Here is a 19,150-nt window from a genome sequence, read left to right on the forward strand (position 1 = left end):
CCGCGCCCCGCGAAATGCCGGGACACCGAACGAGCCCAAGAACACGGCTCGCACCATCGGAAAACGGCCCCTCGCCGAACGCCTCATACCCCAGTGTGAGAACCGTGGGCCGATTCCTGCCACCGGCCCGCCGCCTAGCCTCATTCCATGAAAGAAATCGCGGCACGCATCGCGCGGGTGCCGGGCGTCATCGGGGTCATGCTCGGTGGCAGCCGCGCACGAGGAACCAACCGCCCCGATTCCGACTGGGATCTGGGGATCTACTACCGGGCGACCCCCGACCTCCCGACCCTGGAGGCACTGGCCGCCGACGTGACCGGCAGCCCCGTCGAGATCCACCCACCGGGCGCCTGGGGCCCCTGGGTGAACGGCGGAGCGTGGCTGGTGCTCCCCGACGGCAGCCACGTGGACTGGATCTTCCGGGACGTCGACCGGGTGCGACAGGTGTGGAAGGACTGTCGCGCCGGCCGCTTCGAAACCGGCATACAGGCCGGGCATCCGCTCGGCTTCTGGTCCCCCGCCTATCCGGGCGAAGTCGCCCTCGGCCAGGTCCTGGTGGACGACACCGGGGAGCTGAGCGCCCTCAAGGACGAGACCCGGACGTACCCGGAGCCCCTGCGCGAGGCACTGACCAGTGCCGCCGTCTGGGACGCGGGATTCTCGGTGGCGATGGCGGCCAAGTCGTCCGCCGCCACCGACGTCCTGCACGCCTCCCTGTGCCTCTCCCGGGCCATGGGAGCGCTCGTCCAGGCCCTGCACGCCCACCACCGCGTCTGGTGCCTCAACGAAAAGGGCGCCCTGGCCACCACCGCCGCCCTCCCCCACACCCCACCGGACTTCGCCACCCGCGCCAACACCGTCCTCGGCGAACTCGGCCGCACCAAGACCCAGTTGCACCACTCCCTCACCTTGGCCGAACGCCTGGTGGACGAGGTCCGGGAGGTGGTCACGGCGGAGGGATGAGGGGCGAGGCGTGAGGGGTGGGGGGTGAGGCGTGAGGGGTGAGGCGTAACGGCGTAGGGGGCGAACCGACGGGGCAACAGACGGCAGGTCAGCTGCTGACCCCCACCGCACGTCCGTACGTGGTGGCGTCGGGGACGAGGTCGAGCATGGCACGGGCGACGTCGGCGCGGGGGACGGAGCTGCCGGCCGGACCGGCTTCGACGGCGTGGCGGTAGCGGCCGGTGCCCGGCTGGTCGAGCAGGCGGGGCGGGCGTACGACGGTCCAGTCGAGGTCGGTGCCGCGGAGTACGGCCTCCATGCGTTCCAGGTCGGTGTAGAGCTCCTTGAGGATCGCCCAGAGCAAGGGGCTGAAGACGCGGTGGCTGAGGAACGGTTGGCCGGTGCCGGTGCGGTTGAGCGGGCCGGCGCTGACGACGAGGAGGCGGCGCACGCCGGTCGCCGCCATGGCTTCGGTGACCGCGCGGGCCGACGTGGAGGCGGGCCGCAGCGGATCGTGCCGGCCCAACTGGCCGATGCCGGAGAGGACCGCGTCGGCGCCCTCGACCGCGGGCTTGACGGAGGTCGCGTCGAGGGCGTCGACGCGGACGACCGTCAGGCGTGGGTGGCGCTCGGTCAGCTTTTCCGGGCTGCGCAGTGCGGCGGTCACCTCGTGCCCGTCGGCCAGTGCCTGGCTGACGAGGTGCCGGCCGATGCCGCCCGAGGCCCCGACGACGGTGATTCTCATGGCTCCTCCGGTGTTCTGTCCTGGGCACCCCCGAAGGAACACGAGGGTGAGTGAGCACTCACCCACCAGTGTGAGTGAGTGCTTACTCACCTGTCAATGTAGAGTCGCCCCATGAGCCCCGAAGCCGCCGCCCCGCTGTCCGGAGGCGCTCTGACGCGCTCCCGCATCCTCGACGCCGCCGCCGCGCTGATGACGAGCGTCGGACTGGCGCACACCACGACCAAGCAGCTCGCGAAGCAGGCGGGATGCTCCGAGGCGGCCCTGTACAAGCACTTCCGGAGCAAGGAGGAGATCTTCGTACAGGTGCTGCGCGAGCGGGTGCCGCAGCTCGCGGACGCCCTGGCGGAGCTGCCGGACCGAGCGGGGGACGAACGCGGTCCGGCCGAGCACCTCACGGAGGTGACGCTGGCGGCCGTGCGCTTCTACCGACGGTCGTTCCCGATCGCGGCCTCGCTGTTCGCCAGTCCGGAGCTGCTGGCGACGCACCGGCGCAAGCTCGACGAGCTGGGTACCGTCGGGCCGCACAACGCGAGCCGGCAAGTGGCGGCGTACCTGGCCGCGGAGCAGGAGCTGGGTCGGGTCTCGGCGGCGGTCGATCCGCACGCGGCGGCCAACCTGCTGATCGGGGCCTGCTTCCACCGGGCGTTCCTCGACCTGTTCTTCGACGGGGAGGCACCGGCCGGTGCGCTGCGGCCGGCGGGCGAGGCGGAGTTCGCGGCGGAGACGGTGCGGGCGCTGCTGGGCGGGCTCGCACCGTCGGACGACACGTGAGGGTCGAGCGCGGGGGCGGCAGGGGCCGCGCGGGGGCCTGAGCACCCGGGAGGGCGCGGTCGTGCCGGGGACGGCCGGCCCAGGAGTTCGGGGAGTTCCACGGAATTCCGGGGCCGCCGGGGAGGACGGGGCGGCCCGGCGGTGGCCGGGGCGCCGTCCGGGGTGGTGCGGTCGTGGCTCAGACGCACGCCTCCGCGGGGAAGAGGCCGTCGGCGGCGCGTTCGAAGGTGAGCAGGCGGCGCTTGCGGTCGAGGCCGCCGCCGTAGCCGGTGAGGCTGCCGTTGGCGCCGACGACGCGGTGGCAGGGGACGATGATGCCGACCGGGTTGCGGCCGTTGGCCAGGCCGACGGCGCGGGAGGCGGCCGGGTTGCCGAGCCGTTCGGCGAGCTGCCCGTAGGAGAGGGTCTCGCCGTACGGGATCGTGCACAGGGCGGCCCAGACGCGGCGTTGGAACGAGGTGCCGTGCAGTGCGAGCGGCAGGTCGAAGGCGGTCAGTTCGCCCCGGAAGTAGGCGCGGAGTTGGGTGATGGTCCGGGCGAAGGGCGGTTCGGCGGGGTCGGCCGGGGGGCCGAAGTTCTCCTGGGGCGGGCGGTGGCGCTGGTCGGTCATGTAGAGACCGGTGAGGGCGTCGCCGTCGGCGACGAGGGTGAGCGGGCCCACGGGGGTGTCGTCGAGGACGGTGTGGGTGACGGGGCTGGTGGGGGCCGTGCTGGGTGCGGGCATGGTGGGGCTCACTTCGCTGGGAGGTGGTTGATGGGGTGGTCGTCGGTCGCCCAGAGGTACTGGACGGCGTAGGCGCGCCAGGGGCGCCAGCGGGCGGAGTGCCGGATCAGGGCGGCGGGGGTGGCGGGCATGCCGAGGCCGGCGGCGGCGCGGCGCAGGCCGAGGTCGGTGGGGGTGAAGGCGTCGGGGTCGCCGAGGGCGCGCATGGCGATGCATTCGACGGTCCAGGGGCCGATGCCGGGGAGTTCGGCGAGGCGGGCGCGGGCCTCGTCCCGGTCGCTGCCGACGTCGAGGTGGAGGGTGCCGTCGGTGAGGGCGGCGACGACGCCGGTGAGGGTGGCGCGGCGGGTGCGGGGCATGGCGAGGGTTTCCGGATCGAGTCCGGCGAGCGCGGCGGGGGTCGGGAAGAGGTGGGTGAGGCCGCCGGCGGGGTCGTCGACGGGTTCGCCGTGGGCGCGGACCAGACGGCCGGCGTGGGTGCGGGCGGCGGCGGTGGAGACCTGCTGTCCGAGGACGGCGCGGACCGCGAACTCGTCGGGGTCGGTGGTACGCGGTACTCGGCGGCCGGGGGCCTTGTCGACCAGGGGGGCGAGTTGCGGGTCGGTGCGCAGGAGTCCGTCGACGGCTTCGGGGTCGGCGTCGAGGTCGAGCAGTCGGCGGCAGCGGGCGATGGCGCCGGCCAGGTCGCGGAGGTCGGTGAGGGCGAGGCGGCAGTCGATGTGGTCGGGGTGGGGCGCGAGGGCGACGATGCCGTGTCCGTAGGGGAGGGCGAGGGTGCGGCGGTAGGCGCCGTCGCGCCATTCCTCGACGCCGGGGACGGCGGTGGCGGCGAGGTGTCCGAAGAGGTTGTCGGGGTTGAGCGGCTGGCGGAAGGGGAGCCGCAGGGTGAGGGTGCCGGGGGCGGCGGTGCGGGGGCCGGGGCGGGCGCGGCCGCGGAGTTCGGTCGGGGAGAGGGCGAAGACCTCGCGGACGGTCTCGTTGAAGGCGCGGATGCTGGCGAATCCGGCGGCGAAGGCGATCTCGGCCATCGGGAGCGAGGTCGTCTCGATCAGCAGTCGGGCGGTTTGGGCGCGCTGGGCGCGGGCCAGGGCGAGGGGGCCGGCGCCGAGTTCGGCGCGCAGTTGGCGCTCGATCTGGCGGGGGCTGTAGCCGAGGCGGGCGGCGAGGCCGGGGACGCCTTCGCGGTCGACGGTTCCGTCGCCGATCAGACGCATGGCGCGGGCGACGAGGTCGGCGCGTTCGTCCCACTGCGGGGAGCCGGGGCTGGCGTCGGGGCGGCAGCGTTTGCAGGCGCGGAAGCCGGCTTGTTGGGCGGCGGCGGCGCTGGGGTAGAAGCGCATGTTCTCGGGCTTGGGGGGCACTACCGGGCAGCTGGGCCGGCAGTAGATGCCGGTGGTGAGGACCGCGGTGTAGAACCATCCGTCGAAGCGGGCGTCCTTGGATTGCACGGCGCGCAGACAGCGCTCGGTGTCGGTGTGCATGTCCTCCAGGATTCCTCAGCCGGGTGGGGTGGGCTGGCGGAAATCCGACATGAACCTCGGCTCATCAGCCTGGACGCCGGTTACCGGCTCGGGCGTCGCCCGGGTGGCCTCCGGGGTCGTCTTCGGGCGGCTCCGGACCGGCCGCCATGGGCCGATGTCGGCCGCTGCGGGCCGCTGTGGGCCGCTGTGGGCCGCTGTGGGTCAGTGCTCGGCCAGGGCTGTCTGATAGGCGGCGTGGGCGCGGTCGTCGAAGACCACGAAGCGGATCTCGTCGAAGGCGTCGGGAGTGGTGGCGAGGGCGGCGCGGACGGTGGCGACGGCGGTGTGGGCGGCGTCGGCGATCGGCCAGCGGTAGACGCCGGTGGAGATGGCGGGGAAGGCGAGGGTGCGGGCGCCGAGTGCGGCGGCGGTGCGGAGGGCTTGCACGTAGCAGGAGGCCAGGAGGTCGCTGCGGTCCTCGGTGGCGGAGTGGACCGGGCCGACGGTGTGGATCACCCAGCGGGCGGGGAGTCGGCCGGCGGTGGTGGCGACGGCCTGGCCGGTGGGCAGGCCGCGGCCGTAGCGGCCGGCGCGCAGGGCGCGGCATTCGGCGAGGATCTCCGGGCCACCACGGCGGTGGATGGCGCCGTCCACTCCCCCGCCGCCCAGGAGCGAGGAGTTGGCGGCGTTGACCACGGCGTCGACGGCCTGCTCGGTGATGTCGCCCTGGGTGAGGGTGAGACGGGTGTTCATGGTGCTGAGCGTAGGTGGTGCGGTGCTCCGTCCCCGTCTCCGTCCGTCGCCCGTCGGGGCGCGCCGGTGAAGGGCAGGGCGGCGGGCCCAGGGCGTGTCCGATGGGCCGGGCCCGACCCTGACCCATCGGACACGCCCTAGCGGTGGCTGCTTCGCAGGCGGCGCCAGACCGCCTTGGCGGCGTAGTGGCCGGACATGCCGTGGACGCCGGGGCCGGGTGGGGTGGCCTGGGAGCAGAGGAAGACGGCGGGGTGGGCGGTCTCGTAGGGGACGCGGGTGAGCTTGGGGCGGATGAGGAGGCGGAGGCCGGCGGCGGAGCCGGTGGCGGTGTCGCCGCCGACGTAGTTGGCGTTGCGGGCGGCGAGTTGTGGGGGGCCGGCGACGGCGCGGGCGAGGACGAGGTCGCGGAATCCGGGGGCGAAGCGCTCGATCTGGCGCTCGACGACGTCGGTGGCGTCGCCTTCCCAGCCGTTCGGGACGTGGCCGTAGGCCCAGAAGGTGTGGTTGCCGTCGGGGGCGCGGGTGGGGTCGATGAGGCTGGGTTGGGCGGTGATGAGGAAGGGGACGGAGGGGGCGCGGCCTTCGCTGGCGGCGTTGAGGGCGGCGGAGATCTCGCCGCTGGTGGGGCCGATGTGGACGGTGCCGGCGCGCCGGGCTTCCTCGGCGGTCCAGGGGGCGGGGCCGGAGAGCGCGTAGTCGATCTTGAAGACGCTGGGGCCGTAGGTGACGTCGCGGTAGGCGTTGCCGAGGCCGGCGATCCGGGCGAGGGCGGTCGGGGAGGTGTCGAAGACGTAGGCGCGGGCGGGCGGGAGGTCGTCCAGGCGCTTGACCTCGAAGTCGGTGTGGACGGCGCCGCCGTGGGCGCGGAGCAGTCCGGCGAGGGCGTCGGAGATGGCCTGGGAGCCGCCGCGGGGCACCGGCCAGCCGTTGGCGTGGGCGGCCAGGGCGAACATCAGGGCCAGGCCGCTGGTGCCGAGGCCGCGGAGCGGGGCGATGGCGTGGGCGGCGAGGCCGGCCAGCAGGGCGCGGGCCTTCTCGTCCTGGAAGCGGCGGTTGAGGAGGGTGACCGGCTGCATGCCGACCAGGCCGAAGCGCGCGTAGGTGACCGGAGCCTGGGGCAGGCCCAGCCACTGGGTGCGCAGGAAGTCGTGGGCCATGGCGTCCCACTTGCCGGTGAAGGGGGCGACGAGCCGGCGGTAGGTGCCGGCGTCGCGGGGGCCGAAGGACATGGCCGTCTCGCCGACGGAGTGCGCGAGGACGGCGGCGGTGCCGTCGGGGAAGGGGTGCGCCATGGGCAGGTCGGGGTGGAGCCATTGCAGGCCGTACCGCTCCAGGGGCATGGCGCGGAAGGCGGGTGAGCCCACGCCCAGTGGGTGCACCGCGGAGCAGGGGTCGTGGCGGAAGCCCGGGAGGGTGAGTTCCTCGGTGCGGGCTCCGCCGCCGATGGTGTCGCGGGCTTCGAAGACCGCTACGGACATGCCGCGGCGGGCGAGTTCGACCGCCGCCGTCAGGCCGTTGGGTCCCGCTCCGATCACGACGGCATCGAGCATCGTCGGCACCTGCGCCACTCCCCTCGTGTCCGACCCTCGTCGGTGAGGGTCAGTTGGCGGCAGCCAGCAGTCCGAGGATACGCCGGGCCGTTTGGGCGTCCCGGGCCGCGGTGAAGGGCAGGGCGTTGCCGCCTTCGATGCGGAAGGGCTGGCCGGCGACCGTGCCGCTGGCGCCGCCCGCTTCGTGGACGAGGAGGAGTCCGGCGGCGTGGTCCCAGGCGTTCTGCCAGCTGAAGGCGGTGGCGTCGAGCCGGCCGAGGGCTATGTGGAGGTACTCCAGGCCCGCGGAGCCGCAGGGGCGGGGGGCGATGCCGGGGGCGTCGAGGCCGGCGAGCACGCGCTTTTGGTCGTCGGTGGTGAAGTCGGGGTGGGAGGTGGCGACTTCGAGGGTGGCGCCGGGGGCGGGGTGGCCGGCGTGCAGCCGCTCGCCGTTGAGCCAGGCGCCGGCGCCGCGGCGGGCGACGGCCATCTGGTCGAGGGCCGGGGCGTACGTCCAGGAGGCGAGGACCTCGCCGTGGTGGGCGAGGGCGACCAAGGTCGCGAAGCCGGGGTCGCCGTGGACGAACTGGCGGGTGCCGTCGACCGGGTCGACGATCCAGACGGGGGCGTCGCCGTGGAGCGCGTCGAGGACCGTGGGGTCGGCGTGCACGGCTTCTTCACCGACCACCCGGGAGCCGGGCAGCAGGGCGGTGAGGGCGGCGGTGAGGTGTTCCTCGGCGCGGCGGTCGGCGATGGTGACGAGGTCGTGCGGGCCGTTCTTCTGGACGATGTCCTCGGCGGCGAGCTGCCGGAAGCGGGGCGTGATCTCGTCGGCCGCGGCCTGTCGGACGGCGGTCTCGACGGCGGCCAGGTCCAGGCCGGAGAGGTCGAGGCCGGTGGGGTCGGACGCGGCGGGCTCGGTGGCGCCGGGCGTCGTGGTGGTGGGCGTCGTGGTGGTGGGGAGGGGGGTGACGGCGTCGGTGAGCTCCGTGGTGTCTCCCTGATTGCGGGTGTGCAGTGCTTCGATCATGCGTCCATCGAACCACGAGCCACTGACACTCCAGCCGGACGCCGGGTGAACTCCCGGTGCCCTCCGGGCCACGGGCGGGTGCGGCCGGAGGCCCCGCTGAGGGCCCCGTCCGCACCCGCCCCCCTCGGTGTCGTTGCAGGTCAGACCCCATGTCGGTGGTGACGCCGGGATGGGGGGGCCGAGCCGGGAGGGGTCAGCGGCCGACGGCGTACCCCTGCATGCCGCGCGGGTTGGCGGCGGCCGACAGCACTCCGGTGCGGGGGTCGCGGGCCACCGCGCTCAGGCGCCCCTCCGACCAGGCGGCGCCCACCGTGACGTCGTGGCCGCGCTCCCGCAGTCCGTCGATGACCTCGTCGCCGATCCGGGATTCGACGGTGACGCTGCCGGGGCGCATGCCGCGCGGGAAGAAGGAACCGGGGAAGGAGTCGTTGTGCCAGTTCGGGGCGTCGATGGCGCCTTGGAGGTCGAGTCCGCCGCGGACCTGCGGGCGCAGGGCGACGGACAGGAAGAAGTGCAGTTGCCACTGGTCCTGCTGGTCGCCGCCCGGGGTGCCGAACGCCATGACGGGGACGCCGTCGCGCAGGGCGAGGGAGGGGGTGAGGGTGGTCCGGGGGCGGCGCCCGGGGGTGAGGGAGTTGGGCAGGCCCTCCTCCAGCCAGGCCATTTGCAGGCGGGTGCCGAGCGGGAAGCCGAGGCCGGGGACGACGGGGTTGGATTGCAGCCACCCGCCGGAGGGGGTGGCGGAGACGAAGTTGCCCCAGCGGTCGACGACGTCGATGTGGCAGGTGTCGCCGCGGGTGGTGCCGTCACGGTCGACCTCGGGGGCGACGGCCGGCGGGGCGCCGTGGCGGGGCTCGCCGGTGCCGCGGGCCACGGTCGGTTCTCCGGCGCCGCTCGCCGACACGCCGAGCGGATCGAAGCCACCGGTGCCGGTGGCCACCGCCAGGGCGTGCTTGCTCAGCCGCGGGGTGCGGCCGTCGGGGCTGCCGGGCCGCAGCGCGGCGGAGGCGCGGTCGCCGATCAGGGCCCGCCGGGCGGCGTTGTAGTCGTCCCCGAGCAGGGTGGCGAGGGGGACGTCGGCGGCGTCGCCGTACCACGCTTCGCGGTCGGCCATCGCGAGTTTGCTGCCCTCGACGAGCAGGTGGACGTAGTCGGGACTGCCGTGGGCGGGCAACTCGTTCGGGAGCAGGGCGAGTTGCTGGAGGAGGGCCGGGCCCTGGGTCCAGCCGCCGGCCTTGGCGACGGTCCACCCCTGCCAGTCGTAGGTCACCGGGTCCTCGTAGGTGGCGCGGTAGGCGGCCAGGTCGTCGCCGGTGAGGGTGCCGGCATGGCGTTCGCCGGAGGTGTCCATGGCGGGGCGGGCGGCGAAGGCGGCGAGCGCCTCGCCGATGAAACCCTCGCGCCAGATGCGGCGGGCGGCGTCGATCTGGGCGGCGCGGTCGGTGGCGGCGGCCCCGGCCTCGGTGAGGAGGCGGCGCCAGGTGGCGGCCAGCGGCCGGTTGGTGAGGAGTTCGCCCGGGCGGACGGCGCGGCCGCCGGGCAGGTAGAGCTCGGCGGAGGAGGTCCACTCGGTCGCGAAGAGCGTGCGGACGGTCTGGACGGTCTCCCCGATGCGTTCGACGGCGGGGTGTCCGTGTTCGGCGTACTCGATGGCGTAACGGAGCACCTCGGCCAGGGACTTGGTGCCGTGGTCGCGCAGCAGCAGCATCCAGGCGTCGAAGGCGCCGGGGACGGCGGCGGCGAGCGGCCCGGTGCCGGGCACCAGGTCGAGGCCGAGGGAGGTGTAGTGCGCCACGCTGGCCCCGGCCGGGGCCGGGCCCTGGCCGCACAGCACCCGCACCGGTCCGCCCGCCGGGGCCAGGAGGATGGGCACTTCGCCGGCCGGGCCGTTGAGGTGCGGTTCGACGACGTGCAGCACGAATCCGGCGGCGACGGCGGCGTCGAAGGCGTTGCCGCCGTCCTCCAGGACGGCCATCGCAGACTGGGACGCCAACCAGTGGGTGGTGGCGGCCATGCCGAAGGTGCCTTGGAGCGTGGGGCGGGTGGTGAACACGGGGGCTCCTAGTCGTGGGTCGGTGTGCGGCGTCACGGGTCGTCGCGGCGGGGCTGTCCCCCGTACCCTCCCCCCATGCTCCGGGATCTCACCTCGCTCCCCGGTGCCGTCCGCGGGGCCCGTTGGGGCGGGCTGACGCCGGTCGCGGACGGACCGGCCGGCCGGCGAACCCGGTCGCCGTGCCGCGCGCCGTTCCGTACGCTCGCCCCATGAGCAGCACCGACGACGGGCCCGCGCGCCGCCCCCTGGTGGCGATCCTGAGCGGCGCCGGGATCTCCACCGACTCCGGGATCCCCGACTACCGCGGGCCGAACGGCCTGTGGCGGCGCGACCCGGAGGCCGAGAAGCTGGTCACCTACGACACGTACATGGCGGATCCGGAGATCCGCCGGCGGTCGTGGCGGATGCGGCAGGAGAGCCCGGCCTTCCGCGCCCGGCCGAACGCCGCGCACGAGGCGGTGGCCCGGTTGGAGCGGTCCGGGACGCCGGTGCGGGTGATCACCCAGAACGTGGACGGGCTGCACCAACTCGCCGGGATGCCGGCCCGCAAGGTGCTCGAACTGCACGGCACCGCACGGGAGGTGGCGTGCACCCGCTGCCACGCCCGGTCGTCGATGGCGCAGGCGCTGGAGCGGGTGGCGGCCGGCGATCCCGATCCGGCGTGCCTGGTCTGCGGCGGGATCCTGAAGTCGGCGACGGTGATGTTCGGGGAGCGGCTGGATCCGCAGGTGCTCGGCGAGGCGTTGGGCGTGGCGAAGGCGGCCGAGGTGTTCTTCGCGGTGGGCACCACGCTCCAGGTGCAGCCGGCGGCCTCGCTCGCCGGGGTGGCGGTGGAGCACGGCGCGCGTCTGGTGATCGTCAATGCCGAGCCGACGCCGTACGACGCGCTGGCCGCCGAGTTGGTGCGCGAGCCGATCGGGTCGGCGTTGCCCCGCCTGTTGGACGCCCTCGTCTGACCTCGGCGCGGCACCGCCCTTGGCCGACGTGGTCCCGGAGCATCCGGGATCGTCCCGGATCGCGCCCGGATCGGTCCCTTTCGTCGGGAATGCTGCGGCCCGCGTTACGGTTGACGCCGCTGCCGGCCGCGCGCCGTGCGGGGGAACGGCAGCGGGGAGCGGGAAAGGCGGTAGGGCCGTGCAGGGCAAGCACCACGGTGAGTACAAGGTGCCGGGCGGCAAGTTGGTGGTCGTCGACCTGGAGGTGGTGGACGGGGCGCTGCGCGGCGTCCGGGTGGCCGGGGACTTCTTCCTGGAGCCGGACGAGGCGCTGGACGCCATCAACGGCGCCCTGGAGGGCGCGCCGGCGGACACCGACGCGCGGGGGCTGGCCGCCCGCATCGACGCGGCGTTGCCCGCCGGTGCGGTGCTGTTCGGGTTCAGCAGCGAGGCGGTGGGCGTCGCGGTGCGACGGGCGGTGGCCGGCGCCCGGGAGTGGACCGACTTCGACTGGCAGATCATCCACGAGGGGCCGCAGTCGCCGGCCCTGCACATGGCGTTGGACGAGGTGTTGACGGCCGAGGTCGCGGCGGGGCGGCGACCGCCGACGCTGCGGGTGTGGGAGTGGGACCGCCCGGCGGTGATCATCGGTAGCTTCCAGTCGCTGGCGAACGAGGTCGACCCGGAGGGCGCCGCCCGGCACGGTGTCACGGTTGTCCGCCGGATCTCGGGCGGCGGCGCGATGTTCGTGGAGCCGGGCAACACCATCACCTACTCGCTCTGCGTCCCCAACTCCCTTGTCCAGGGCCTGAGTTTCGCGGAGAGCTACGCCTATCTGGACGACTGGGTGCTGGGCGCCCTCGGCGACATGGGCATCACCGCGTGGTACAAGCCGCTGAACGACATCGCCACCGAGGCCGGGAAGATCGCCGGTGCGGCGCAGAAGCGCATGGCGGCGGGCGACGGCGCGGTGCTGCACCACGTGACGATGTCCTACGACATCGACGCCGAGAAGATGGTCCAGGTGCTGCGCATCGGCAAGGAGAAGCTCTCGGACAAGGGCACCACCAGCGCGAAGAAGCGGGTGGATCCCCTGCGCCGGCAGACGGGCCTGCCGCGGGCGGAGGTCATCGCCCGGATGATCGCCTCGTTCCGCACCCGGTACGGCGGTTCGACGGGTTCGGTGTCCCCTCGCGAACTGGCCCGGGCGGAGGAACTGGCCGCCGCCAAGTTCAGCTCCCGGGAGTGGCTGACGCGGGTGCCGTAGCCGGGGCCGACGGGCGCCGGCGGGCGATCGGGGGCGTGCGGTGAGAGTCGTGGCATCCGCACGATCAGCCGTGCCGTCGCCCACCGGCAGGCATTCGCCTGCGTGGCGGACGACTCAACTACCTCGCGGGAGGGTTCGCACGTGACTGGCGCCGCGCCGCGGAGGGCCTGCCGTGCCCGGGCAACTGCCCTTCGGACAAGGGGAACCACCTGTTCACTCGCGAGCAGGCTCGTTCAGCACTGACGGGGAATCCGTCTTCGCGCACCATGACCGAGCATGCCTGAACGAGACAATGCTCCCGGAAACAGCGGAGGGGATGTGAGCCACCGCTCAGCGAGCGGCGACTTGATCATTGACCACCGGAGGTTCGAGTGGCGCAATTTCGCGAGCGAAGAATTCACCAAACGGCTCACTGCGCTGGTACAGCACGTCGAAACTCGCAGAGGTGTCCTCGATTGCCGCTCGATCCACGATGCGGTTTGCTCCGGCAGCGTTCCCGTCGTCATCGTAAGCCACCTCGTACATGACCTCGTCGCCAAGGATCACGACTTCGGGGACCAGGGATTCTGCTTCAATTTCCGCGATGGCACGGGAGTCCAGCACCCTGATATTGTCCCCCAGTTCTACGCGCAGACGAAGCACGAAGAGCTCCCACTGCACGTACGGGGTGACGGGGAATTCGACCACGCGAATGCGGCGCTCCAGAATCCCCAATTCGGCGGCCTTCCGGAACTGCGCGGAATAGATCTCTCGCTTCTCCTCGATCAGAGAGATCGCCGTGCGCCATTCACCAACCGCAAAAGCTTCCCAACTGGGAAAGCCTCGCTCCTTGAAGTTCTGCCCACGTTCAAGCTTGCGCAAGGAGCGGATGCCGCTCCCATAATGGCGACGAAAGTCTTCGTGATACCGAGGGCGGTCCAGATGCTCTGAGGTACTACGCCGGAACGATTCAAACACTGGGAATGTCCGGCTTCGCTGCGACCATCATGCTCCTCGGGATGACCACCAGACGTTCGTCACTCCCGATCGAAACGCCTGCGGGAAGCACTTCCCCCAGCGAATCCGTGAGGTCTCGACCGATGATGGCGACGTCTCCGTTCTCAAGCTCCCAGATGTCCGGGCAGTCGGGATTATCGGTCGTGTGACCTAATTCTTGCGGCGACTTCCCCAGCCGCCTCTTAAATGTCGTCATGGGGTCAGCTTCCCACGGCCTGGACATAACACCCCTCCCAGAGATGACTAGAACGTACCGAGCGTAACGGTTGAAGCGTTGCCCCACTAGAGCAACCACTAAGCCATCCGGGGAAAATCGACAACGGCATATGCCATAGTCATACCTCCCCGAAGACACTTGCTGGTTCGGATTGCCGATGCCACCATGCTGACCACAAGGAGGAAACGCAACTCACCCATGGGCGCCGATGGCCCGATTTGTAGCCTTATGGGAAAAGTTTTAGCCCGCCAATCATCCAAATGGGGGAACTATGGATGCAGAATTAACGTCCTTCGCACAGGCCGCTGGAACCACCCTGGTCACTCTGATGACAACTGAAGCCTGGCAACACGCTCGCGATAGTTTCACACGCTTATGGCAGCGCTGGCAGCCCGAAAGAGCACAAGACATTTCCCGCGCGTTGGACGTGAGCCAAGAGGAAGTACTGCGCGCCCACTCGGCAGACGACCAAGAGATGCTGGGTGAACTGCGAATGCAGTGGGTGGGATATCTCCGCCGGCTTTTGCTGTCCGATCCGGAAGCCATCGAGGATCTGCGCACGTTGCTCAGCGAGCTCAGCCCCCACGCCGACGCGAGTGCCCCGTCCGTGGCTCAGCACGGCACCGCGTCCGGGCGAGCTCGCATCTATCAAGCGGGCCGCGACATGCACATCAATGAGCGATGAGAGGAGCGATGGACGGCCGTGCCGAGGACGGCGGCCGCGTCTACCAGTCATCCCGCGACCAGCACATCAGCGAGTACCACTACCACGGCAGTGCGGAACTCGGCCTCGCCGGGCCCGACTCCGTGAGGCGCCCGGCAGTCGGTCGGGCACCGGTGGTCCTGCGGGACCGCGCCGAAGTGCTGGAACGCCTGCGATCAAGCACCGCCGCGCGACATGGTGGCCGGGCCTTCGTGCTCCACGGTATGGGAGGCTGCGGCAAAACCGCCGTTGCCTACGCCTTCTTCCACTTCGCCACCGAGGGCAACTGCCGTGTCGGGCTCTGGGTGAACGCCTCCGACCGGGCCAGCCTCCGCTCCGGGATGCTCGCGGTGGCCGCTGACCGCGGGGCTGCGGACGGCGAACTCCTGGCAGCCAGGAACGGCTTGCGGCCCGGAGCCGACCTGGTCTGGGAACGCCTCAACCGTTCCACCGAGCCGTGGTTACTGGTGTTGGACAACGCGGACGACCCCGAGATCTTGCGGGACGGGAGCTGGCTGCGCACCAGCCCCAACGGCATCGTCGTGGTCACGACCCGTCGAGCGGCGCCTCGTTGGTGGCCGGGAGCAGAGTTGCAGTACATCGGGGTGCTGCCGCGGGACGACGCCGCGAGGGTGCTGTGCGACCTCGCACCACAGAGCGGCACGCTGAAGCAGGCCGCTGAGATCGCGGACAAGCTGGGTCGCCTGCCCCTCGCACTGACGCTGGCAGGCGGCTTCCTCTCCCACCAAGTGCTCGACCCCTGGACGATGGATGCCTACCGGCGCCACCTCGAGGAAGGAGAAGGCGTCGAGCTGATAGACCAAGGAGCTGACATCTTGTCTGACGACGACCCGCGCCACCTGGTGGCGCGCACCTGGCAACTGACGCTCGACAGCTTCGAGGCACGCGGATTGCCTGAAGCGGTGACGCTTCTTCGCTTGCTCGCGCGTTTCGCGCCGGAGCCGTTGCCGGTATCTCTCCTGAATCACCCGGAAGTCGGCCGCGCGTTTCCCCGTGCTCGTACGGAAGCGGCGCTCCGCGCGTTGCTCGATCAATCACTCACCGAGCTCATCGACGTCGGCGTACGGTGTGTGCAGACCCACGGCGTTTTGCTCGACAGCGTTGCTTCCGCGACGCCGCCTGAGACACTCGCGGTGCTCAGCACGACAGCTGGCAAGTTGCTGAACGCCGCCGTTCCGGAGCAACCGGACGCCGGCCCGGAAGACCCTCGGTTACGTCTTCTCAGCCCCCACGCCATCGCCATGTTGCGGCACGGCGCGCCTCCCCCGACGATGGCTGAACTGGTCGGCACTGCGACACGGTTGGCCACCGCCCTACACCGCACGGGCGACTACCTCACCGCCTGGGAGACTGCACATGGCGCAGCGCAGCTCTCCCGGGAAACCCTGGGCGCAGAGCACCGCTTGGTGTTGGCAGCGGATTCGAGGGCCGGCCGGGCGCTTTTTCGTTTGGGCAGGTACCCCGAGGCCGAGCGGGTGCTACGTCAGGTAAGAGGCGCTCAGGAGCAACTGTTCGGAGCTCACGACCCGGACACTCTGGACAGCAGCCACGGACTCCAGCTGGTCTTGGGGAATGTCGGCAAAAGACCGGAGGCCCTTTCGCTGCTCCGTGCCACGATCACCGGCCGGCTGGCATCTCTCGGACCTGCTCACCCGCTGACGTTGCGCTCCCAGGCCAGCTTGTTGACCATGTTGTCGAAGCCCGAACTCGAAATGCCGGAAAACGTCCCGCTGCTTTCCCTGCCCACGGACTGCGAGCGCCACCTCGGCGCCGATCACACGGTCACGTTGGGCGCGAGACACAATCACGCGTGGGCGCTCTACGTACTGCACCGGCTCCGCGAGGCAGATGAAGAAATTCGACTCGTCTCGGAGATGTACGAGCATCGCTTCGGGGCCGATTACCCTATCGCGCTCTCCGCACAACAGCTGCACGCCCGCATCCACCACAAGCTTGGCAACGTCGAGGCAGCGGTAGACCTCATGGACGAGGTCGTGCAGAAGCGAGCCAGCAGTTTGGGGCCCGACCATCCGTTCACCACTGCCAGCAGACGTGTGCTGGCTGACTTCAGAGGCAACGGTCGAACGGCGCGCTGAGACAACTCCAGACACACGAGTCCGCGTACGAACGGGGCGTTGGGCCGGGAGGAACTGCAGGGGCTCTGCGGAGCACGGTCCGGGCAGATCGTCAGAGGCGCTGCGAGCCTGCCCTGACCGTTGAACGGGCTCGGCCTCGCCACCGGGGCGCGTGATCCTGTGCTGGTCCTGCGACTGGCCCCGAGCAGGGTGGCTCTCCTGTTCGGGGCCGCGCCGGTGGAACGGTCGGCCGGGTGCTCCGGCCTCAGCGGAGAGCGGGGATGACCTCCGCGCCGTACGCGTCGAGGGTGGATTCCTTGGCGTCGTGCATGGCGTAGAGCGCGAACTGGTCGACGCCCAGGTCGCGCAGGGCGCGCAGCTTCTCGCGGTGCGCCTCGGCCGGGCCGAGCAGGCAGAAGCGGTCCACGATCCCGTCCGGGACGAAGGCGGTGTCGGGGTTTCCGGTGCGGCCGTGGTGGGAGTAGTCGTAGCCCTCGCGGGACTTGATGTAGTCGGTGAGTTCGTCGGGGACGAGGCCGGAGTGTTCGCCGTAGCGGGCGACGAGGTCGGCGACGTGGTTGCCGACCATGCCGCCGAACCAGCGGCACTGCTCGCGGGCGTGGTCGAGGTCGTCGCCGACGTAGGCGGGGGCGGCGACGCAGATGGTGACCGCGGCCGGGTCGCGGCCGGCGTCCGCGGCGGCCCGGCGGACGGCCTTGATCATCCACTCGGTGAGGAAGGGGTCGGCGAGTTGGAGGATGAAGCCGTCGGCCAGCCGGCCGGCCATGGCCAGCGCCTTGGGGCCGTAGGCGGCCATCCACACCGGCAGGTGGCCGTTGGTGATCCAGGGGATGCGGATGCGGTGGCCGCCGACGTCGGCCTCGCGTCCCTCGGCGAGGTCGCGGATCTGGCCGATCGCCTCGCCCAGCCGTGCCAGGGTGTTGGGCGGGCGGCCGGCCACCCGCATCGCGGAGTCGCCGCGTCCGATGCCGCAGACGGTGCGGTTGCCGTACATGTCGTTGAGGGTGGCGAAGGTCGAGGCGGTGACCTCGGGGGTGCGGGTGGAGGGGTTGGTGACCATCGGGCCGACGATCAGGTGGTCGGTGTGTTCCAGGATGCGGCTGTGGATGACGAACGGCTCCTGCCACAGCACGGCCGAGTCGAAGGTCCAGCCGTAGCGGAAGCCGTTGCGCTCGGCGCGGCGCATCAGCTCCACGACGGCGGAGGCGGGCGGATCGGGCTGGAGGACGACTCCGAAGTCCACTGCGGCGCTCCTTGGGGTGCGGGCCGGTCCGGTGCCGGCCGGGTGGGGTGGGCGCGGGGTGCTCACATGAGGTACTGGCAGGTGCCGCGCGGGATGTACTGGCCGTGGCCGGCGCGGCCGGTGAACTCGCGGCCGTCGATGACGGGTTCGCCGCGGGACAGCACGGTGACGACCTGTCCGGTCAGACGCTTGCCCTCGTAGGCCGAGTAGTCGACGTTCATGTGGTGGGTCCGTGCGGAGACGGTCTGTTCGGCGTGCGGGTCGTAGAGCACGATGTCGGCGTCGGCGCCCGGCGCGATGGTGCCCTTCTTCGGGTAGAGGCCGAACATCCGGGCCGGGGTCGCGCAGGCGATCTCGATCCAGCGGCGGCGGCTGATGCGGCCGTCGACGACGGCCTGGTGGAGCAGGTCCATGCGGTTCTCGATGCCCGGCATCCCGTTGGGGATCTTGGAGAAGTCGTCGCGGCCCAGTTCCTTCTGGCCGCGGAAGCAGAACGGGCAGTGGTCGGTGGAGACCACCTGGAGGTCGTTGGTGCGCAGGGCCCGCCAGAGTGCCGCCTGGTGCTCGCGGGGCCGCAGCGGCGTGGAGCAGACGTACTTGGCGCCTTCGAAGTCCGGCTCGGCGAGGTTGTCGGTGGACAGGAAGAGGTACTGCGGGCAGGTCTCGCCGAAGACGTTGAGTCCGGCGTGGCGGGCCCGGGCGATCTCGTCGGCGGCCTGCTCGGCGGAGACGTGGACGACGTAGAGGGGGGCGCCGGCGACCCGGGCGAGTTGGATGGTGCGGTGGGTGGCCTCGGCCTCCAGCAACACGTGGCGTACCTCGCCGTGGTAGCGGGGGTCGGTGTGGCCGGCGGCGAGGGCCTGCTCGACCAGGACGTCGATGGCGGGGCCGTTCTCGGCGTGCATCATCACCAGTCCGCCGTTGCCGGCGGCGCGCTGCATGGCGCGCAGGATCTGGCCGTCGTCGCTGTAGAAGACGCCGGGGTAGGCGGTGAACAGCTTGAAGGAGGTGACGCCTTCGGCGACCAGGAGGTCCATCTCCTTGAGCGAGTGCTCGTTGACGTCGGAGAGGATCATGTGGAAGGCGTAGTCGATGGCGCACTGGGCGTCGGACTTGGCGTGCCACAGGTCCAGGCCGGCGCGGAGTGCCTGGCCGCGGCTCTGGACGGCGAAGTCGACGAGGGTGGTGGTGCCGCCCCAGGCCGCGGCGCGGGTGCCGGTCTCGAAGGTGTCGGAGGAGGCGGTGCCGCCGAACGGGAAGTCCAGGTGGGTGTGGGCGTCGACGCCGCCCGGGATGACGTAGGTGCCGGTGGCGTCGAGGACCCGGTCGGCGCCGGCGGTCCAGCCGTCGGCGGTCGCGCTGTCGTGGGCGGCGAGGGCGGCGACGCGGCCGTCCTCGATCAGGACGTCGGCGTGCATCTCCTCGGCGGCGGTGATGACCAGTCCGCCCCGGACGACCGTACGGCTCATCTCGGCTCCCTACCTGACGCTACGTCACAAGCTGGTCTACACCCGTAGATTCCGGACGGGAAGGAGACACCGTAGAAGCATGTCACCCACCGTGGCAATACCGTGACGGCAGATCGGCCACCGACCGGGTGTCGCGGCGGCGGTCAGTCGGGTGGTTGAACGGGCGGTGCGGGAGGGGCGCCGGGGGCGGCGCCGG

17 protein-coding genes are annotated in these 19,150 nt (G+C 71.7%); 6 read left to right on the forward strand and 11 right to left on the reverse strand.

Annotated elements, in window-relative coordinates:
• Positions 1 to 147 precede the first annotated feature (147 nt).
• Complete coding sequence (locus ACLJT4_RS12125) at positions 148 to 963, forward strand: DUF4037 domain-containing protein (RefSeq protein ID WP_411122271.1); 816 nt, start codon at positions 148 to 150, stop codon at positions 961 to 963.
• 88 nt (positions 964 to 1,051) lie between these two features.
• On the opposite strand, the gene ACLJT4_RS12130 is transcribed toward ACLJT4_RS12125, so the two are convergent.
• Positions 1,052 to 1,687, reverse strand: coding sequence for an NAD(P)-dependent oxidoreductase (locus ACLJT4_RS12130; protein WP_411122272.1), 636 nt, complete (start codon positions 1,685 to 1,687; stop codon positions 1,052 to 1,054).
• A gap of 111 nt (positions 1,688 to 1,798) precedes the next feature.
• Here ACLJT4_RS12130 and ACLJT4_RS12135 point away from each other — a divergent pair, with 111 nt between their 5' ends.
• Positions 1,799 to 2,458 carry a TetR/AcrR family transcriptional regulator gene (locus ACLJT4_RS12135; protein ID WP_411122273.1) on the forward strand — a complete coding sequence of 220 codons (660 nt, stop codon included), beginning with the start codon at positions 1,799 to 1,801 and terminating at the stop codon, positions 2,456 to 2,458.
• Between the two features lie 178 nt (positions 2,459 to 2,636).
• Here ACLJT4_RS12135 and ACLJT4_RS12140 read toward each other — a convergent pair whose 3' ends face one another.
• The 6 genes from ACLJT4_RS12140 to ACLJT4_RS12165 all read right to left on the reverse strand — a co-directional run bounded on the left by ACLJT4_RS12140 (position 2,637) and on the right by ACLJT4_RS12165 (position 10,007).
• Positions 2,637 to 3,182: a methylated-DNA--[protein]-cysteine S-methyltransferase gene (locus ACLJT4_RS12140; RefSeq protein ID WP_411122274.1), complete on the reverse strand. Its 546-nt coding sequence runs from the start codon at positions 3,180 to 3,182 to the stop codon at positions 2,637 to 2,639.
• 8 nt (positions 3,183 to 3,190) lie between these two features.
• Positions 3,191 to 4,663 carry an AlkA N-terminal domain-containing protein gene (locus ACLJT4_RS12145; protein WP_411122275.1) on the reverse strand — a complete coding sequence of 491 codons (1,473 nt, stop codon included), beginning with the start codon at positions 4,661 to 4,663 and terminating at the stop codon, positions 3,191 to 3,193.
• 201 nt (positions 4,664 to 4,864) lie between these two features.
• On the reverse strand, positions 4,865 to 5,395 hold the full coding sequence (locus ACLJT4_RS12150) for an O-acetyl-ADP-ribose deacetylase (RefSeq protein ID WP_411122276.1): 531 nt from the start codon (positions 5,393 to 5,395) through the stop codon (positions 4,865 to 4,867).
• A gap of 137 nt (positions 5,396 to 5,532) precedes the next feature.
• Entirely contained in the window at positions 5,533 to 6,954 is a 1,422-nt protein-coding gene (locus tag ACLJT4_RS12155) for a phytoene desaturase family protein (RefSeq protein WP_376558342.1), read from the reverse strand.
• Positions 6,955 to 6,994: 40 nt separating this feature from the next.
• Entirely contained in the window at positions 6,995 to 7,954 is a 960-nt protein-coding gene (locus ACLJT4_RS12160; protein ID WP_411122277.1) for an inositol monophosphatase family protein, read from the reverse strand.
• Between the two features lie 193 nt (positions 7,955 to 8,147).
• On the reverse strand, positions 8,148 to 10,007 hold the full coding sequence (locus ACLJT4_RS12165) for a gamma-glutamyltransferase family protein (RefSeq protein ID WP_411122278.1): 1,860 nt from the start codon (positions 10,005 to 10,007) through the stop codon (positions 8,148 to 8,150).
• 209 nt (positions 10,008 to 10,216) lie between these two features.
• Here ACLJT4_RS12165 and ACLJT4_RS12170 point away from each other — a divergent pair, with 209 nt between their 5' ends.
• Together ACLJT4_RS12170 and ACLJT4_RS12175 are read left to right on the forward strand one after the other, a co-directional pair.
• Complete coding sequence (locus ACLJT4_RS12170; protein ID WP_411122279.1) at positions 10,217 to 10,963, forward strand: SIR2 family NAD-dependent protein deacylase; 747 nt, start codon at positions 10,217 to 10,219, stop codon at positions 10,961 to 10,963.
• A gap of 178 nt (positions 10,964 to 11,141) precedes the next feature.
• Complete coding sequence (locus ACLJT4_RS12175) at positions 11,142 to 12,209, forward strand: biotin/lipoate A/B protein ligase family protein (RefSeq protein WP_411122280.1); 1,068 nt, start codon at positions 11,142 to 11,144, stop codon at positions 12,207 to 12,209.
• Between the two features lie 330 nt (positions 12,210 to 12,539).
• Here the strand turns inward: ACLJT4_RS12175 and ACLJT4_RS12180 are convergent, their stop codons facing one another.
• Together ACLJT4_RS12180 and ACLJT4_RS12185 are read right to left on the reverse strand one after the other, a co-directional pair.
• Positions 12,540 to 13,166 carry a DUF6879 family protein gene (locus ACLJT4_RS12180; protein WP_411122281.1) on the reverse strand — a complete coding sequence of 209 codons (627 nt, stop codon included), beginning with the start codon at positions 13,164 to 13,166 and terminating at the stop codon, positions 12,540 to 12,542.
• Positions 13,159 to 13,428, reverse strand: coding sequence for a hypothetical protein (locus ACLJT4_RS12185; RefSeq protein WP_016574986.1), 270 nt, complete (start codon positions 13,426 to 13,428; stop codon positions 13,159 to 13,161). The genes ACLJT4_RS12180 and ACLJT4_RS12185 overlap by 8 nt, the downstream gene beginning before the upstream one ends.
• Before the next feature lie 322 nt (positions 13,429 to 13,750).
• Between ACLJT4_RS12185 and ACLJT4_RS12190 the strand changes: the two genes are divergently transcribed.
• Together ACLJT4_RS12190 and ACLJT4_RS12195 are read left to right on the forward strand one after the other, a co-directional pair.
• Positions 13,751 to 14,107: a hypothetical protein gene (locus ACLJT4_RS12190; RefSeq protein ID WP_411122282.1), complete on the forward strand. Its 357-nt coding sequence runs from the start codon at positions 13,751 to 13,753 to the stop codon at positions 14,105 to 14,107.
• A gap of 8 nt (positions 14,108 to 14,115) precedes the next feature.
• Positions 14,116 to 16,242, forward strand: coding sequence for a tetratricopeptide repeat protein (locus ACLJT4_RS12195; protein WP_411122283.1), 2,127 nt, complete (start codon positions 14,116 to 14,118; stop codon positions 16,240 to 16,242).
• 244 nt (positions 16,243 to 16,486) lie between these two features.
• On the opposite strand, the gene ACLJT4_RS12200 is transcribed toward ACLJT4_RS12195, so the two are convergent.
• Together ACLJT4_RS12200 and hydA are read right to left on the reverse strand one after the other, a co-directional pair.
• A complete protein-coding gene (locus ACLJT4_RS12200; RefSeq protein ID WP_016574989.1) occupies positions 16,487 to 17,485 on the reverse strand; it encodes a TIGR03842 family LLM class F420-dependent oxidoreductase in 999 nt (332 codons plus the stop codon).
• 62 nt (positions 17,486 to 17,547) lie between these two features.
• On the reverse strand, positions 17,548 to 18,954 hold the full coding sequence (hydA, locus tag ACLJT4_RS12205) for a dihydropyrimidinase (protein WP_411122284.1): 1,407 nt from the start codon (positions 18,952 to 18,954) through the stop codon (positions 17,548 to 17,550).
• Positions 18,955 to 19,150 lie beyond the last annotated feature (196 nt).

Origin of the sequence: Streptomyces sp. x-19, assembly GCF_046549115.1 — a bacterium.
GTDB classification, from domain to species: Bacteria; Actinomycetota; Actinomycetes; order Streptomycetales; family Streptomycetaceae; genus Streptomyces; species Streptomyces albulus_C.